Source organism: Actinomadura chokoriensis (genome assembly GCF_041463665.1).
Classification (GTDB): Bacteria; Actinomycetota; Actinomycetes; order Streptosporangiales; family Streptosporangiaceae; genus Spirillospora; species Spirillospora chokoriensis_A.
Genome location: NZ_JAXCEJ010000023.1, coordinates 69,893 through 84,870, shown reverse-complemented (window position 1 = coordinate 84,870; position 14,978 = coordinate 69,893). Strand labels below are relative to the sequence as shown.

Sequence of the window (14,978 nt, the reverse complement as noted above, 5' to 3'; positions counted from 1 at the left end):
TGTCCCGGGTCATACCGGACGAGGGGGGCGCGTTGCCGAAACCAGTGCTGCTGACCGTCGACGACGATCCGGGCGTGTCCCGGGCCGTCGCGCGGGATCTGCGCAGGAGGTACGCCGAGAGGTACCGGATCGTGCGCGCGGACTCGGGCCGGGAGGCCCTGGACGCGCTGAGCGAGCTGCGGCTGCGCGGCGAGGACACCGCGATGCTGCTCGCCGACCACCGGATGCCCGAGATGGACGGCGTGGAGTTCCTGGAACGCGCCATGGACCTGTTCCCCTTCGCGCGGCGCGTCCTGCTCACCGCCTACGCCGAGACCGACGCGGCGATCCGCGCGATCAACGACGTCGACCTCGACCACTACCTGCTGAAGCCGTGGGATCCGCCGGAGGAGAAGTTCTACCCGGTGATCGACGGGTTGCTGGACGCGTGGGCGCGGGAGGACCGGCGGCCGCCCGGCGCGCTGCGGGTCGTGGGGCACCGCTGGTCGTCGCGCTCCTACGAGGTCCGCGACCTCCTCGCCCGCAACCAGGTGCCCTACACCTGGCTGATGGACACCGACCCGGAGGGCGCCGAGCTGATCGAGGCCGCCGGGTCCCCGGAGCTGCCGCTGGTGGTGCAGGCGGACGGCGGCACGCTGGCCGCCCCCTCCGACACCGAGCTGGCCGCCGCGATCGGGCTGTCCAGCACGCCGTCCACCGGGTTCTACGACCTGATCGTCGTGGGCGGCGGGCCGTCCGGGCTGGGCGCGGCCGTGTACGCGGCGTCCGAGGGGCTGCGGACGGTCGTCGTCGAGCGGCGCGCGCTCGGCGGGCAGGCCGGGCAGAGCTCCCGCATCGAGAACTACCTCGGCTTCCCCGACGGGGTGACCGGGGCGCAGCTCGCCGACCGCGCCCGGCGGCAGGCCGACCGGTTCGGCGCCGAGCTGCTGCAGGCCGGGGAGGTCACCGCGCTGGAGTCGCGCGGCACCGCCCGGGTGGTGCGGCTGTCGGACGGCACGGAGATCGCCGCGCACGCCGCCATCCTCGCGACCGGCGTCGCCTACCGGCGCCTCGACGCCGAGGGCGTGGAGGACTTCGTCGGGCGCGGCGTGTTCTACGGCGCCGCGCTCACCGAGGCCCCGTCGTGCAGGGACGAGGAGGTCGCCGTCGTCGGCGGCGCCAACTCCGCCGGGCAGGCCGCCGTGTACCTCGCCCGGTTCGCGAAGAAGGTGCACATCATCGTCCGGGCGGACGGCCTGGAGCGGTCGATGTCGCACTACCTGATCGAGCAGATCGCCGCGACGCCCAACATCGAGGTCCACACCGGCAAGACCGTGTGCGGCGCGGACGGCGCCGACCGGCTGGAGCGGCTCACGTTCGCGTCCCCGGCCGGCAAGAAGACGATCGACGCGCACTGGCTGTTCGTGTTCATCGGCGCCGAGCCCGGCACCGGGTGGCTGGACGGCTTCGTCGAGCGCGACCCGCGCGGGTACGTGCTGACCGGCCCGGACCTCGTCGCCGGGGGCCGCCGCCCGGCGGGCTGGCCGCTCGCCCGCCAGCCCTACCACCTGGAGACCAGCGTTCCCGGGGTGTTCGCCGCGGGCGACGTCCGCGCGGAGTCGATGAAGCGCGTCGCCTCGGCGGTCGGCGACGGCGCGATGGCCGTCGCGCTCGTCCACCGTTATCTGGAGCAGGCATGAGTGGAGCGAACCGGGGGGTGCGGGGGGTCGTCCCCCCGCAGGGTGCAGGCATGACGACCGCGTCACCGGAGGAGCTGCGCGGGCTGTTCCTCTTCGAGGATCTCGCCGAGGATCAGCTCGCCTGGCTGTCGTTGTGCGGGACGGTCGAGGAGTATCCCGCCGACGGCGTGATCTGCGCCCAGGGCGCCGCGGCGGAGTTCCTGTACGTGCTGCTGGACGGCGAGATGGTGATGACCCAGACCGTGCGGGGCCACGCGCTCGAGGTCAGCCGGACGGACCGTCCCGGCACCTACGGCGGCGCCGTGCAGGCGTACCTGGGCGAGAAGATCGAGCAGAGGTACCAGCACACGCTGCGGGCGACGAGCCCGGCGCGGGTCTTCGTGCTGCCGGCCCGCAAGTTCGCCAAGGCCGTCCGCAAGTGGTTCCCGATGGCCACGCACCTGCTGGAGGGCATCTTCTTCGGGATGTCCAACGCGCGGCGGATCGTGGACCAGCGCGAGCGGCTCACCGCGCTCGGCACGATCACCGCGGGGCTCACCCACGAGCTGAACAACCCGGCCGCGGCCGCCGCGCGGGCCAGCGCCGAACTCGGCGACCGGCTGCTCGCCGCGCAGCGCAGCCTCGCCGACCTCGCCGCGCACGGCGTCGACTGCCTGCATCTGAGCGCGCTCGTGTCGCTGGGTCCCGCGCTGCCCGCGCCGCCGTCCGGCCGCCGCAGCCCGCTGGAGATCAGCGACGCCGAGGACGAGCTGGGCGACTGGCTGGAGGAGCACGGTGTCGAGGGCGCCTGGGACCTCACCCCCGGCCTGGTCGCCGCGGGCGTCGGGATCGAGCAGGCCGAGGAGGTCGCGAGCGCGGCGGGCGGGCACCTGCCGGCGGCGATGCGGTGGCTCGCCGAGGTGCTGGAGGTCGCGCAGCTCCAGGCGGAGATCTCCGACGCGATGGGCCGCATCACCGCGCTGCTGGACTCGGCCCGCCAGTACTCCCAGCTCGACCGCGCCGCCTACCAGCGGGTCGACCTGCGCGAGCTGCTGGACAGCACGCTCACCATGCTCAAGCGCAAGTTCGGCGCGGACGTGACGGTGAAGGTCGACTACGACGAGTCGCTGCCGCCCGTCCCGGTCTACGCGGCGGAGCTGAACCAGGTCTGGACGAACCTGATCGTCAACGCGCTCTACGCGATGGGGGGAGCGGGGACCCTCACCGTCCGGACGGCACGGGAGAACGACCACGCGCTCGTGGAGATCGGCGACACCGGGCCGGGCATCCCCGAGGAGAACATCGACCGGATCTTCACGCCGTTCTTCACCACCAAGCCGGTCGGGGAGGGCACCGGCCTCGGCCTCGACATCTCCTGGCGCATCGTCGTCGACCGCCACGGCGGTGACATCCGGGTGGAGTCCCTGCCCGGCGACACCCGCTTCCAGGTGCTCCTCCCGCTCGCCGGGCCCGCGGCCGAGGACCCCGCCCGGTAGGGCGAGCCGCCCGGCCGGGCCGCCCGGCCGGGGCCGGAGCGGTGCGCACTACTCGAACAGGTCGGGCTGCTCCCTGGTGATCTGGTCGTAGAGGGGCTGGTAGTTGATCCAGCCGACCAGGTCGTTGCCGATCTGCTCGTGGGTCAGGACGGCGTTGTCGTGCTCGATGGGGACGACCTGGCCGGCGGCCTTGGCGAGGAGCTGCACCTGGCAGGAGCGCTCCATCGTGATGAACCACCAGGCGGCTGCGTCCACGGTGTCGCCGACGGTGAGGAGGCCGTGGTTGCGCAGGATGACGGCCTTGTCGCCGCCGAGGGCGGCGGCGATGCGCTTGCCCTCCTCCAGGTCGGTGACGACGCCCGTGTAGTCGTCGAACAGGCCGTGGTCCTGGTAGAACGCGCAAACGTCCTGCGTGATCGGCTCCAGCTTCTGGCCGAGCGCCGAGATCGCCCTGCCGTAGGTGGAGTGGCTGTGCGCGGCGGCGACCACGTCCGGGCGGGCCTGGTGGACCTGGGAGTGGATCGCGAACGCGGCCTCGTTGACCGGGTAGCGCCCCTCGACGACCTTCCCGTCGTGGTCGACCAGGATCAGGTCGCTGACCTTGATGTGCTTGAACGACATGCCGAACGGGTTGACCCAGAAATGGTCGGCGCGCTCCGGGTCGCGGGCGGTGATGTGGCCCGCCACCCCCTCCTCGAAGCCGAACTTCCCGAAGATGCGCAGCGCGGCGGCCAGCCGTTCCTTGCGGTGCCTGCGCTCGTCCTCGACGTTGTCGAAGGAGGGCGGCAACCGGAAGATCAGGTCGGTCGGCAGCTTCTCCAGGAACTCTTCCTCATCGGACATCGGGCGCACTCCTCGGGCTTGTGTGCCCCCACCGAACACCATGGCCCGGGGGTCCGGCTAGACCGGAGCGGCCCAAGCGTCCCGCGCCCGGTTGTCCGGACGGGACAACGGGGCGGCAGAATAACGGCATGGAGGTCGGAACGGGCGACCGGTTCCTGCGGCTGCTGATCGAGTACGGCGAGGACCCGGTCCTGCTGGAGGCGACGGTCCGCGCCGCCCGCGGCCGGTCGGAGCTGGTGGCGGCGCTGCCGGAGGAGGAGACCCGGCGGCACGTCCGCGCCCTCGTGCGCGGGGTCCTCGCCGCGCTGGAGGACGGCGGGCCTGGCGGGGAGGTCCTCGCCGCGGCGGAGCGGCTCGGTTCGGACCGGGCGCGGCAGGGCGTCCCGGTCGCGGCGTTCCTGGACGGCTTCCAGGCGGGCCGCGCCCATCTCGTCCGCACGCTCGTCGCCGAGGGCCGCCGCGCCGGCGTGCCGGACGCCGTGCTGCTGGACGGGGTGACCCGCATCGACGAGATCACTACCGCGCTCGTCCACCGGATGGTGCACGCGCACCGGGTCACCGAGCTGGAGACGGCCCGCACCGCGCGGGAGGCCCGCGTCCAGGCGCTGCGGCAGCTGCTGCACGGCGAGGCCGCCCAGGTCCGCGCGCCACTCGACCCGGCCGCCGCCTACCACTGCGTGGTGTCCGACGTCAGCGACCCGGCGGTGGCGGCGCGGCTGGAGGCGGAGCTGACCGCCGCGGGCCCGGGCCTGTGCGGGCTGGTGGACGGCCGGTTCGCCGCCCTGGTCGCCCGCCTTCCGGAGCCCGCGCCGCCCGGGCCGCTGCTGGTGGCCTCGCCGCCGGCCGGCCTCGCCGGCGTCGCGCCGATGTACGCGCTGGGGCGGCGCGCGCTGCGGGCCGGCGCCGGCGCCGGGCTCACCGGCATGCGGGAACTGGCCGATCTCGCGCTGCTCACCGTCACCGAGGCCGAGCCGGAGCTGGGCGGGCTGCTGGCCGCCGCGCTGCTGGCCGGGCTGGACCCGGACGAGCCGTTCCACCGGGAGCTCGCGGAGACGGGGCTGGCCTACCTCGACCACGGCGGCCGGATCGAGCCGACGGCGGCGGCGCTGCACGTCCACGGCAACACCGTCAAGTACCGGATCCGGCGGCTGCAGGAGCTGACCGGCCGCCCGCTGCACGACCCGGCGGGCGGCGCGGCGGTGGCGCGGGCCGCGAACTGGTGGTGGGCCCTGCACCGCTGGCTCGCGGAGAACACGACATGATGGGCGGCGCGATCACCGAGCGATGGGGGCGAAGGAACGGATGACGGCACCGAAGATCGGCACCGTGATGTGGCCGGTGCGGTCCTGGCCCGAGGCGGGGGAGCTGTGGCGGCGCGCCGAGGACCTCGGGTTCCGGCACGCCTGGGTCTACGACCACCTCGCGTGGCGGGGCGCGACTCCCTGGTACGACGCGTACACGACGCTGGCGGCGGCCGCCACGGTGACCTCGCGGGTCCGGATCGGCACGCTGGTGACCTCGCCGAACTTCCGGCACCCCGTCCCCGCCGCGCACGCGATCAAGACGATCGACCATGTGAGCGGCGGGCGCCTGACCGTGGGCATCGGGGCGGGCGGCACCCGGCGCACCAGCGACGCCGGCGTCCTCGGCGGGCGGGAGTGGACGCCGGCCGAGCGCGCGTCCCGCTTCGCCGAGTGGACGGAGCTGCTCGACCGGCTGCTGACCGGGCCGGAGACGTCCTTCGAGGGGACGTACTACAGCGCGCGGGAGGTCGTCGAGGAGCCGGGCTGCGTCCAGCGCCCCCGCGTCCCGTTCGTCATCGCGGGCGACGGGCCGCGCGGGATGCGGGTCGCCGCCCGGCACGGCGCCGGATGGGTGACCAGCGGCCACGCCGAGGGCAGGGAACCGCAGGACGTCGTCCGCTCCCGGCTCGCCGCGCTCACGGCGGCGTGCGAGGCGGAGGGCCGGGAGCTCGACGACCTCGTCCTCATGACGGGCTTCACCGAGGAGCCGTGGCTGGAGTCGCCCGCCGCGTTCGCCGACCTCGCGGGACGCTACGCGGAGCTGGGGATCACGGAGATCGTGGTGCACTGGCCGCGTCCCGGCACGCCGTTCGACGCCGACATGAACGTGTTCGAGGCGGTCGCCGCCGACTACGGCGAGGCCCGCTGATGCCGTTCGTGCTGCTCGGGCTGGCGATCGCGTTCGAGGTGACGGCCACGCTGGCGATGCGCGCCTCCGAGGGGCTCAGCAGGCTGTGGCCGTCGCTCATCGTCGTGGCCGGGTACCTGATCTCGTTCGCCCTCATGGCCAGGGCGCTGACCTCGCTGAACGTGGGGCCGGTCTACGCGATCTGGTCCGCGCTCGGGACGGTCGGCGCGTTCGCCGGCGGGGTGCTGCTGTTCGGCGAGCCGGTCAAGCCCGTCACGATCGCCGGCGCGGTGATCATCGTGATCGGGGTCGTCGTGATGAACCTCGGCGGCGGGGTGCACCAGAGCTGAGCCCGCGCGGGTCAGGCCGGCTCGGCGAGGGGCGTGGCGGGCCGCCGCTCCGGCCGGCCGCCGGCCAGCTCGGTCGGGGTGCAGCCCGACAGGGCGCGGAACTCGCGGTTGAGGTGGGCCTGGTCGTAGTAGCCGCAGGCGAGCGCGGCCTCGGCGAAACCGGCGCCGCCGGCCAGCAGCTCGACCGCGCGCCGGAAGCGCAGCACCCGCGCCGTCACCTTGGGCGGCAGTCCCACCTGCTCGCGGAACCGGTGGTTCAGGTGCTTGCGGCTCCAGCCGACGTCGGCGGCGAGGGCGGCGACCGTGACGCCGTGGTCGCCCTCCAGCAGCCGCCACGCCCGCGCCACCTCCCGGTCGGGGACGGGACCCGCGGCGAGGCGGCGCAGCAGGAAACCGTCCAGGATGTCGAAGCGCGCGCTCCAGGACGGGGCGTCGGCGAGCCGCTCCACCAGCGTCCGCGCCTCGCGGCCGAGCAGGTCGGGCAGGTCGGCGGCGGCGTTGGTGAGGCGGGCCATGGGGACGCCGAGCAGCGTGTAGGCGCCGAGCGGGGTCACGTCGAGCTGGATGCCGCGCTGCCCGCCGGGGCTCACGTACATGCCGTGGCCGTCGTGCATCCCGGCGGCGAACGAGGCGTACTCGCGGTCGCGGACGCCGGGGTCGGGGACCGCGAGGTGCAGCGGCGGGCCCAGATTGATGATCATGACGGTGGTGCGGGCCGGCAGCGTGCGCGTCCGGGCCGGGACGGCGGCGGTCTCCAGGTAGCCGTCATAGGAGCGCAGGAACGGGCGCAGCGCGGGGTGCGGGCGGCCCCGCGCCATCCGCCAGCCGCCCCGGTCGGAGATCGCGACCGGCCTGTCGCTCATGCGCCCAGTCTTACCACGCGGGCCGGACGGAACGGGCCCGCAGGAAGACGGGGCTACTCGTACACCTGGCCGCACACCGCGATGCGGGCCAGGTCTCCCCAGGTCATGGTGGTGATCGCACGGACGTAGGAGCGCGCCGGCGGCTCGCCGGCCCGGGTGGGCAGCGGCACCCGGGCGCCGTCCGCGGCGTCCCAGCCGCCGAGGCTGCCGGCGACCGCGCACTCCAGATAGGTCGCCGGGTCGAAGTTGTACCAGCGGGCCGGGGTGGCGCGGGCGCCCGAGCCGGCCGGGCGGGGCGCGTCCACGCCGAACCGCGCCTGCGGGCCCGGGGGATGGTCGAGGAAGTCCTCCAGGTCGGCGATCTGGGACAGCAGCACCCGCTCCCAGTCGGCGTACCCGCGGGGCTCGGCACCGGGGAGCGAGAGGTCCTTTCCGCTCCACGCCGGGTCGAAGTCGGCGGGCGGGGTGGTGGAGGCCGCCGCGAACATCGCCGCCACGTCGTCGGGCTCCAGGCTGGTCTGGTCACTCAGCGGAGCGCTGATCTTCCACAGGGCGCGCAGGAACGCCGATAGCGACCAGGACGCCGCCCTGGCCTCCTGGCCGAGATGGAGGAACACCAGGTAAAGGTCGCGGTTGGTGCGGAGGGCGGGCCCCGGCGGGCCCTCGACCCAGTAGGCCTGCTTGTGCTGGACGCCGCTCTCCATCGCCATGACCTGTGCCAAGGCGGAGATGCGCGAGTCGTGCGTGGCCACATGGAAGGTGTTGCCGAGGTCGTCCTGGCGCATGACGTCCCACGTTTGCATGGGGCTCCTTCACAAGGTCGCGGTGCGGTCTCCCACGCCCCCGCTCTGAAAGTGTCCCATTCCAGGAGCGGACCACTAGTAGTGGCCATGTCACTTTCCGGACTCGAAGTCGTGACTTTCCGCTCATGTAATACGGGGCCGGGACGGGTGGGGCCCGGCGGCGCCGGGCCCTCACCGGCGGGTCGCTCAGCGCTTCGAGCGGTGGATCACCTGGAGCTCGGTGAACCCGTAAAGGCCCCACGGCCCGTTCTCGACGCCGACGCCGCTCCACTTGAAACCGCCGAAGGGCTGGCTCGGGGAGAGCGCCAGGTGGGTGTTGACCCATGCGGTGCCGCACTCCAGCCGCCCGGCGACCTCGGCGGCCCGGTCGGCGTCCGCGCCCCACACCGAGCCCGACAGCCCGAAGTGGGTGCCGTTCGCGCGGGCGAGGGCCTCCTCGAGGTCGGTGTACTTCACGATCGGCAGCGCCGGGCCGAACTGCTCCTCGTCCACGATGCGCGCGCCGTCCTCGATGTCGGCGAGGATCGTCGGCTCGAAGAAGTAGCCGGGCCCGTCGACGGGCTTGCCGCCCGCCGCCGCGCGGGCGCCTCCCGCGATCGCGTCCGCGACGAGCTCCGACACCCGCTCGTACTGGGGCCTGTTGTTGATCGGCCCGTACTGGACGCCCTCCTCCATGCCGTCGCCGACCCTTGCGGCCTTCGCCCGCTCGGCGAGCGCGTCGACGACGTCGCCGTAGAGCGCCTCGGGCACGTACACGCGCTTGATCGCCGAGCAGACCTGGCCGTTGTTCTGGAACGCGGCGCCGAACAGCCGGTCGGCGACCGCGGCGGGGTCGGCGTCGTCCAGCAGGATCGCCGGGTCGTTGCCGCCGAGCTCCAGCGTGACGCGCTTCAGGTCGGGCGCCGCCGCCGCCGCGACCCGCTTGCCGGTCGCGACGCTGCCGGTGAAGCTGATCTTGCGGGGGACGTCGTGCGCGGTCATCCACTCGCCGAGCCGGTCGCCGCCGGTGACGACGTTCAGCACGCCGGGCGGCAGGACGTCCCGCAGCACCTCGCCGAGCTTCAGGCTGGACAGCGGGGTGTACGGGGACGGCTTGAGGACGAGCGTGTTGCCCGCGAGCAGCGCCGGCGCGATCTTCCACACCGCGAGCAGCAGCGGGAAGTTCCACGGGGTGATCGCGGCGACGACGCCCATCGGGCGGCGGACGACCTCGACCAGCGCGTTGTCGTCGTCCTGGATGACCTCGCGGGGCAGTTCCAGGTCGGCGAAGTACTTCAGCCACACGCCCGCGCCGACGACCTCCATGGTCGCGTCGCCGAGGGGCTTGCCCTGCTCCAGGGTCAGGATGCGGCCGATCTCCTCGGCCCGGGCGAACATGACGTCGGCCGCCGCGAGCAGCGCCTTGCGGCGCACGGACTCGTCCCGGCGCCACTCCGCGAGGGCGGCCTGCGCCGAGGCCATCGCCGCGTCGAGCTGCTCCCTGGAGGCGTCGGGCGCCTGCTCGGCCACCTCGCCGGTCGCCGGATTGATCACGCCGAAGGTGCCGGGCGCGTCGACGGCCGCGCCGTCGATGGTCATCGAGAAGGTCTCGGACACCGTTGATCCTCCGCTCAGGGGTTACCGAACGAGATTCAGTATTCACCCTCGCCCCTGTCTTGACGAGCGTCCGGCCCCCGGACGCCCCGCGGCGCGCCGGTGGCCGGATCGGGCTGGATCCGTGCGCCCGGCGCCGATCGGAGTGATGATCACCACATGCGATCACGTCCCAGCCTGGTGTTAGCCCTCGCCCTCGCCCTCGCCGCATCCGGCGGGGCGACGGCGGCCGCGGCACCCACCGAGTCCCCGTCCGAACCGGCCGCGACGCGGCTGGCCGATCCGCGCCCGTGCGCGGGCAAGCCCGGTTTCACCTGCTCGTTCCTGACCGTCCCGCTCGACCACCGGCGCCCCGGCGCGGGCAGCCTGAGGCTCCAGGTGGCCACGGCGGACAACGCGGGCGCGCCGAAGGGCGTCCTGCTGTTCCTGACCGGCGGGCCCGGCCAGCCCGGGGTCCCGTTCGCCGACGGCATCGCCGCGCGCATGCCGGAACTCGCGAAGAACTACCGGCTCGTCATGATCGACCAGCGCGGCACCGGCGAGTTCGGCGCGATCGACTGCCCGAGGCTGCAGGCGGAGGTGGGCAGCGGCGACATCGAGCCGCCCACGCCCGAGGCCGTCGCGGAGTGCGCAGGCGTCCTCGGCGACCGGCGGCACTACTTCACCACCGAGCAGACCGTCGGCGACCTCGACCTGCTGCGCCGCGCGCTCGGCGTCCGGCAGATGACGGTGGACGGCGTCTCCTACGGCACCATGACCGGCGCGAGCTACGCCGTCCGGTATCCGCAGCACGTGAGCAGGCTCGTGCTCGACTCGGTGCTGCCGCACGTCGACCCGCAGGGCGACGACATGCTCTACCTCACCGGCCTGCGGGCCACCGCGCGCGTCCTGCGGGACGCCTGCGAGGCCGCGCCCGCCTGCGGGTTCGACCCGGCCGCGGACCTGGCCTGGCTCGCCCGGAACCGCAAGGACGCCGTCCTGATCTGGGACATGCTGGTGACCTACGAGTTCCTCGACCCGACCTACCGGGACGCGGGCGCCCTGCCGAACGGCTGGGGCGACGCGGTGGCGGCCATCCACGAGGCCCGCCACGGCGACCCGGCGCGGCTCGACCGGCTGCTGCGGATCCTGAACTCCGGCGGCGACGACGTCACCCGGTACAGCTCCGGTCTGCACATCGCCACGATCTGCGGGGACGGCCACTTCCCGTGGGGGACGTCCGAGACGCCGGTCGCCCTCCGCGGCGCCGCCCTGGAGCGGACGCGCGAGCGCCTTCCGTCGCGCGCCACCTGGCCGTTCACCGCCGACACCGCCGTGGGCAACGGGTTCATCCAGGAATGCCTCCGCTGGCCGTGGGCGCGGCACACCGCCGAGCCGCACCGGACGGCGATCTCCGTGCCGGTGCTGCTCCTGAACGGTGACCGCGACCTGTCGACGCCGCTCGAATGGGCGTGGGAGGAACTCCGCAACGCTCCGCGCGGCAAGCTCGTCGTGGTGAAGGGCGCCTCGCACTCCGTCCAGAACCGCGAACGCGGAACGCAGGGACGCGAAGCGGTGTACCGGTTCCTCAACGGCTGACAGCAGAAGGACGCCCCCGCGGGCATCGCGGGGGCGTCCCTGACCGGCTGTCACGAGGTGTAGATGCGCTCCAGGAGATCGCGGTAGCCGCGCAGCGCCAGGCGGAGCCGCTCGGTGTCGCCTTGGCCGCCGCTCTCCGGCTCGTTCGACAGCGTCCGCCGCTGGGCGGCGATCGCCTCCTTGAGGGCGTCGATCGCCTCGGAGGCCAGCTCGTCGGCCTTGCGCACGGAGTCGCCCGGATCGTCGACGAACGCCGACTGCACCTCGCGCCAGCGCTCCCGGAACCGCTCGGTCTCGGCCGGGTCGAACAGGCGGCTCGGAACGGCGCCGTGGGCCCGGGTTCCGGCGTGCGCGGGGGACGGCGACCCGGCCCCGGTCTCGCCCCGGGTCATGGTCTCGTCCCGGGTCATGGTCTCGTCCCGGGTGATGGTGTCGTGCGTGTTCAAGGGCGCACCCTGGTCCAAGGTCTCGTGCGGGGTCAAGGTCTCGTCCTGGTCCAAGGTCTCTTCCTGGTTCAAGGACCCGCCCTGGTTCAAGGGCTCGTTCTGGTCCAAGGGCTCGTTCTGGTTCAAGGGCTCGTCCCGGTCCCGGGCCTTGTCACGGTCCCCGGCCTGCGGGGCCGTACCCGGGCCTGCCCCCGGCATCGGCATCGGGTCCGGAGACGTGTCCGGGACGGGGTCCGGCGCGTCCATCCCCGGAGGCTCCGGCGCCGGGCCGGCGACGTGCGTGTCACCGGCCCCGCCGGGGCGCGGTCCGCGCTCATCGCGTCGGCTGTGCTCCATGGGGGTCACCTCCTCGGGGTCTCGTCGTCGCGGCGTCCGGCCGCCGCACCGGTGCCCGCCGCACCGGTGCCAGTAGCGGCGGGGGGCGCCTCGGCGGGCGCTTCGCGGGCGGGATCCTGCGCCGCGTGGCGGCCGGTCCGCTCCCCGCCGGGCGCGGCCAGCAGTTCCTCGAACAGGGCGCGGTAGTGCACCATGGCCTGCCGCAGGTCCTCGGTGGACGCCTGCCCGGACGCGGTCTTCCCGCTGATCGTGTGGGCGCGCCGGTAGTGGTCCATCGTGCGGCCGTGCTCGACCGAGAGGTGGGCGACCTTGTCCTCGAACTTGTCCGTCGGATAGCCGCGCTCGCCCATCACGACCGTGACGAGGCGGTCGGCCTCCTCGACCGCCGCCTCCGGGCTGTCGACGAAGCGCTCCTGAACCCGCACCCACTGCTCCTGGTACTGCTCGCGTTTGCGCGGGTCGAGGTCGCGCAGTTCCAGCTCCTCGTGGCGCCGCTCGCGGGAGCGCAGCTCGCGCTCCGCGGCGGCGCGGCCGCCCTCGCTCCGCACGGCCCGGTCGTACTCGGGGCCGAACCGCCGCCTCAGCCGTTGCGTCCGGGCCCTGGACTGAGCCAGGTACCCGGCCGCGACGAGAACGGCGATGACGGCTACCGCGATGACGACCCATATGGCGGTCGACATTGTCTCCTCCAACGTGCGTCGGATTGAATGACCCGGCGATTCCCGGTCAATGGCGTTCAAAACGAACCACCAAGAAACGGTCAATCGCCGGGCCGGTGAGGAGGAGCGAAATCAGGCCCCCGGCGGGAAGAGGCAGAGCAGCCGCCCGACCCGCCGTTCACCGCCGAATCCGGCGTTCCGGAGCAGCGCCAGCCCCCGCGCGTCCCGGCGCCATCCGCACGCCACGTCCACGCCGGTGCGCCGCAGCGCCGCCGTGACCGCGGCCTGATCCGGCTTCTCGCCGTACGGCAGGCGGACGGCTTCGGTGAGCGCCTGCCGGTCGCCGATGACCTGGGCGGAGACGGGCAGCAGTCGCAGGTAGTGGCCGTTCGGGTTCACCGCTTGCGTCCGGACGGTCAGCAGCGGCACCGTCCGCATGTAGGCGGTCGGCATCAGGACGAGGGAGCCCGGCTTCACGAGCCCCACCACGCTCCGGGTCGTGCCGACGGCGACCGCCGAGACCTTCCACGACGGGCGGGACGTGACGACGGACCCGTTCGCGCTCGACCACACCGGAGTGCCGCCCACCACGAACGCCGCGACGAGGACCGCGGCGGGGACGCCGGCCAGGAGGGCGCGCCACGGGCCCGCCCGGCCGGGTACGGGGACGCGCACCGCCGCGAGCAACCCGATCAGGGCCGGCGCGGGCACGAGCCACATCGTCCGCCAGAGCACCTGGCCGGCTCCCGACAGGTGCGCGGTCGCCTCCAGCACGCCGGGGAGGAGCAGCACCGTCAGGATGGCCGCGACACCCGTGAGGATCAGCGCGGGGACGCCACGGCGGGCCGTCCAGGGCGCGAGCCAGAGCGCGCATCCCGCGATCACGCCCAGGGTCGACTGGAGCAGGACCCACCGCCAGCTGCCGGGCGCGTCGTGGATTGTTCCGACCACGCTCGTGTCCTTGTGGAACAGCACGACCACGAGACCGCTGCCGACCGGATAGGCCATCGCCGCGCACGCGCCCGCGGCGGCCCGGACGCGCCCGGCGGCGGCGAGCGCGGCGGCCGCTGCCCCCGCCACCAGCGGCACGACGAACGCGGCGGACGAGGTGAGCCCGACCGCGGCCACCCCGGCGGCGGCGAGCAGCGCGAGGTCCGCGCGGGAGCGCCGCTCGGCCCACCGGGTCAGGTAGACGAAGATCAGCGGAACCAGCACCGACACCAGCACGGCCTTGCCCTGCCACATGCGCAGGAGATGGAAGGAACCGAGCGACGCCGCGCTCGTCCCCGTCCACAGCAGGTAGGCCGCCCCGACGACGAAGCACGCGGTCGCGCGGCGCGGCGCCCAGGCGCGGACGAGCCGCCACAGCGCCCAGATCGCCAGGAACACGGCCGGCGGCAGGAACACGTACCAGACGAAGGACGCCGCGGGGATCCCGAACAGCCGGGCGATGGCCCCGGCGAGGACCTCGATGGAGGACACCGGCGGCTCGCCCGCGATCGGGCCCGACGTCCCCGGGGTGAAGATCACGTCCTTGACCGGGATCTCGCCGCTCGCCGCCGTGGCCACCGAGCGCGAGACGAAGTAGGCGTCGTCGCCGTCGGAGTTCACGATGAACAGCGAGGCGACGGCGAACCCGGCGCCGGTCAGCAGCGCCAGCGGCGTGCCCCAGCGGGTCTCGTCCCGGCCGGCGTCCGGCGCCTGCGCGGCGTGTCCGTCGCCGGCGGCGGGTTCCGGCGCCCCCGTCCGGCGCCGGAGCACGGCGGCGGCCGCGGCGGCGCTGACGATCCCCGGCGCCCACGCGCACCACCAGGGGACGCCGGATTCGTGCAGGCCCGCGCACGTTCCCGCCGCGATGCCCGCCACGATCGCGACCGCGGCCGGCACGCGCGGGATCGGCCGGTTCCCGGGGCCCGGCCGGTCCGGCGACGGCGTGGCCCACCAGCCGCGGCGGGCGGCATACAGCGCGGCGAGCGCGCCGCAGCCGAGCAGCCACACCGCCAGCAGCACCGAGGTGTGCGGCCGGATCAGCAGGCCGAGGTGATAGAGCACGGTCCAGACGGCGAACGACAGGACGATCCCGTCGGTGACGCCGTCCACCAGCCGTGTCGTCCGGGTGCCTTCCGGCTCCCCGCCGCGCGAGACTGCCGTGCGGTCCATGAGCTGGACCATCCGGTCCCCCTTCTGTACGCGGGCGCGCCC

Annotated in this window: 13 protein-coding genes; 6 read left to right on the top strand and 7 right to left on the bottom strand. The window is 74.1% G+C overall.

The genetic code is table 11. The features are described from left to right. Positions 1–32: 32 nt before the first annotated feature. Together SM418_RS29455 and SM418_RS29450 are read left to right on the top strand one after the other, a co-directional pair. Positions 33–1,679 carry an NAD(P)/FAD-dependent oxidoreductase gene (locus SM418_RS29455; protein WP_371944275.1) on the top strand — a complete coding sequence of 549 codons (1,647 nt, stop codon included), beginning with the start codon at positions 33–35 and terminating at the stop codon, positions 1,677–1,679. Positions 1,680–1,729: 50 nt separating this feature from the next. After that, positions 1,730–3,154: an ATP-binding protein gene (locus tag SM418_RS29450; protein WP_371944276.1), complete on the top strand. Its 1,425-nt coding sequence runs from the start codon at positions 1,730–1,732 to the stop codon at positions 3,152–3,154. Positions 3,155–3,202: 48 nt separating this feature from the next. On the opposite strand, the gene SM418_RS29445 is transcribed toward SM418_RS29450, so the two are convergent. Further along, the gene (locus tag SM418_RS29445) at positions 3,203–3,997 is read right to left on the bottom strand and encodes a class II aldolase/adducin family protein (RefSeq protein WP_371944277.1); all 795 of its coding nucleotides are present in this window, start codon (positions 3,995–3,997) and stop codon (positions 3,203–3,205) included. A gap of 128 nt (positions 3,998–4,125) precedes the next feature. Here SM418_RS29445 and SM418_RS29440 point away from each other — a divergent pair, with 128 nt between their 5' ends. The 3 genes from SM418_RS29440 to SM418_RS29430 are packed head-to-tail and all read left to right on the top strand — an operon-like array spanning position 4,126 to position 6,498. After that, positions 4,126–5,259: an RsbRD N-terminal domain-containing protein gene (locus SM418_RS29440; protein ID WP_371944278.1), complete on the top strand. Its 1,134-nt coding sequence runs from the start codon at positions 4,126–4,128 to the stop codon at positions 5,257–5,259. Positions 5,260–5,299: 40 nt separating this feature from the next. Further along, on the top strand, positions 5,300–6,169 hold the full coding sequence (locus SM418_RS29435; protein WP_371944279.1) for an LLM class flavin-dependent oxidoreductase: 870 nt from the start codon (positions 5,300–5,302) through the stop codon (positions 6,167–6,169). Next, a complete protein-coding gene (locus SM418_RS29430) occupies positions 6,169–6,498 on the top strand; it encodes a DMT family transporter (protein ID WP_371944280.1) in 330 nt (109 codons plus the stop codon). The genes SM418_RS29435 and SM418_RS29430 overlap by 1 nt, the downstream gene beginning before the upstream one ends. An 11-nt stretch (positions 6,499–6,509) precedes the next feature. Here the strand turns inward: SM418_RS29430 and SM418_RS29425 are convergent, their stop codons facing one another. The 3 genes from SM418_RS29425 to SM418_RS29415 all read right to left on the bottom strand — a co-directional run bounded on the left by SM418_RS29425 (position 6,510) and on the right by SM418_RS29415 (position 9,760). Then, positions 6,510–7,361, bottom strand: coding sequence for a helix-turn-helix domain-containing protein (locus tag SM418_RS29425; protein WP_371944281.1), 852 nt, complete (start codon positions 7,359–7,361; stop codon positions 6,510–6,512). 53 nt (positions 7,362–7,414) lie between these two features. Further along, positions 7,415–8,164, bottom strand: a complete 750-nt coding sequence (locus SM418_RS29420) for a hypothetical protein (protein WP_371944282.1) — start codon at positions 8,162–8,164, stop codon at positions 7,415–7,417. Between the two features lie 186 nt (positions 8,165–8,350). Continuing rightward, a complete protein-coding gene (locus tag SM418_RS29415; RefSeq protein ID WP_371944283.1) occupies positions 8,351–9,760 on the bottom strand; it encodes an aldehyde dehydrogenase family protein in 1,410 nt (469 codons plus the stop codon). A gap of 156 nt (positions 9,761–9,916) precedes the next feature. Between SM418_RS29415 and SM418_RS29410 the strand changes: the two genes are divergently transcribed. After that, a complete protein-coding gene (locus SM418_RS29410) occupies positions 9,917–11,335 on the top strand; it encodes an alpha/beta hydrolase (protein WP_371944284.1) in 1,419 nt (472 codons plus the stop codon). Between the two features lie 50 nt (positions 11,336–11,385). On the opposite strand, the gene SM418_RS29405 is transcribed toward SM418_RS29410, so the two are convergent. The 3 genes from SM418_RS29405 to SM418_RS29395 form a co-directional block, all read right to left on the bottom strand. Next, positions 11,386–12,117: an MSCRAMM family adhesin gene (locus SM418_RS29405; RefSeq protein WP_371944285.1), complete on the bottom strand. Its 732-nt coding sequence runs from the start codon at positions 12,115–12,117 to the stop codon at positions 11,386–11,388. A 5-nt stretch (positions 12,118–12,122) separates the two neighbouring features. Next, complete coding sequence (locus tag SM418_RS29400; protein WP_371944286.1) at positions 12,123–12,797, bottom strand: hypothetical protein; 675 nt, start codon at positions 12,795–12,797, stop codon at positions 12,123–12,125. Positions 12,798–12,908: 111 nt separating this feature from the next. Continuing rightward, complete coding sequence (locus SM418_RS29395) at positions 12,909–14,936, bottom strand: DUF6077 domain-containing protein (protein WP_371944287.1); 2,028 nt, start codon at positions 14,934–14,936, stop codon at positions 12,909–12,911. Between the last annotated feature and the right edge of the window lie 42 nt (positions 14,937–14,978).

Excerpts from the sequence above, each read along its gene's own strand:
- SM418_RS29450 (WP_371944276.1), top strand. The coding sequence starts at position 1,730 with ATGACGACCGCGTCACCGGAGGAGCTGCGCGGGCTGTTCCTCTTCGAG.
- SM418_RS29445 (WP_371944277.1), bottom strand. The coding sequence starts at position 3,997 with ATGTCCGATGAGGAAGAGTTCCTGGAGAAGCTGCCGACCGACCTGATC.
- SM418_RS29440 (WP_371944278.1), top strand. The coding sequence starts at position 4,126 with ATGGAGGTCGGAACGGGCGACCGGTTCCTGCGGCTGCTGATCGAGTAC.
- SM418_RS29435 (WP_371944279.1), top strand. The coding sequence starts at position 5,300 with ATGACGGCACCGAAGATCGGCACCGTGATGTGGCCGGTGCGGTCCTGG.
- SM418_RS29430 (WP_371944280.1), top strand. The coding sequence starts at position 6,169 with ATGCCGTTCGTGCTGCTCGGGCTGGCGATCGCGTTCGAGGTGACGGCC.
- SM418_RS29425 (WP_371944281.1), bottom strand. The coding sequence starts at position 7,361 with ATGAGCGACAGGCCGGTCGCGATCTCCGACCGGGGCGGCTGGCGGATG.
- SM418_RS29420 (WP_371944282.1), bottom strand. The coding sequence starts at position 8,164 with ATGCAAACGTGGGACGTCATGCGCCAGGACGACCTCGGCAACACCTTC.
- SM418_RS29410 (WP_371944284.1), top strand. The coding sequence starts at position 9,917 with ATGCGATCACGTCCCAGCCTGGTGTTAGCCCTCGCCCTCGCCCTCGCC.
- SM418_RS29405 (WP_371944285.1), bottom strand. The coding sequence starts at position 12,117 with ATGGAGCACAGCCGACGCGATGAGCGCGGACCGCGCCCCGGCGGGGCC.
- SM418_RS29400 (WP_371944286.1), bottom strand. The coding sequence starts at position 12,797 with ATGTCGACCGCCATATGGGTCGTCATCGCGGTAGCCGTCATCGCCGTT.
- SM418_RS29395 (WP_371944287.1), bottom strand. The coding sequence starts at position 14,936 with ATGGACCGCACGGCAGTCTCGCGCGGCGGGGAGCCGGAAGGCACCCGG.